Below are 704 nucleotides of genomic sequence, written 5' to 3'. Positions count from 1 at the left end.
GCCAATACGTTTACGTAGGCCAGACCGCCCGGGAGGCTCGCCACCAATGATTTGGCAAAGTTGATCAAACGGTTGGCTATTCCGCCTCGTTTCATGATCTCTCCGGCCAGGACAAAGAATGGGATCGCCAGTAGTGCAAAGCTGTCTATGCCGGTAATCATACGCTGGGAGATCGTGGTGATGCCTGGTAGCTTATCGATGTTGAGCAACAGGCTTATCGTAGTGGAGATCCCTATACTGTATGCTACTGGTACTTTTAGCATCAGGAGTGCAAAAAAGCTTATGAATAGTACTAGGATGCTAATGACTTCTATACTCATTTTATTCGGTGATTTCGTTGGTCTTTATTTTTATGGTATGGTAGATGGAAAAGCTCATGATAAGCAGACCGCTCAGTGGCAGGATGCTGTAGATGTAGCCTAGTGGGATGCGCAGGGTTCCGGATAGTTGTTCCAGGTGCAGGGTTGTATAGACCAGGTTTATCCCTCCTATGACCATAACCACTAGTGCGAACACAAAGATGCAGGCTTCTATAAATATGGATACTTTCTTTTTTGTGCTCGGGTTGAATTTTCTGTATAGAAAATCCATCGATAGGTGTTCGCGCTTCGCGTTTAGATAGGCTGCGCCTAATATGGAGAGCCATATCAGGGAGAAGCGTGCTAATTCCTCTGTCCAGGAAAAGGACCAGTTCAGTATGTATC

At 46.0% G+C, this 704-nt stretch carries 2 protein-coding genes; both read right to left on the bottom strand.

What is annotated here, in order from left to right:
* Positions 1 to 320 (bottom strand): TRAP transporter large permease subunit (locus tag Q4Q35_RS06840; protein WP_303277210.1); only part of this gene is annotated, 320 nt, incomplete at its 3' end.
* Between the two features lies 1 nt (position 321).
* A partial coding sequence (locus Q4Q35_RS06835; protein ID WP_303277209.1) for a TRAP transporter small permease occupies positions 322 to 704 on the bottom strand: 383 nt, incomplete at its 5' end.

The organism is Flavivirga aquimarina (assembly GCF_030540835.1).
Lineage (GTDB): Bacteria > Bacteroidota > Bacteroidia > Flavobacteriales > Flavobacteriaceae > Flavivirga > Flavivirga aquimarina.
The sequence above is the reverse complement of the archived record's forward strand: the minus strand, read 5'-3'. Positions and strand labels throughout refer to the sequence as shown.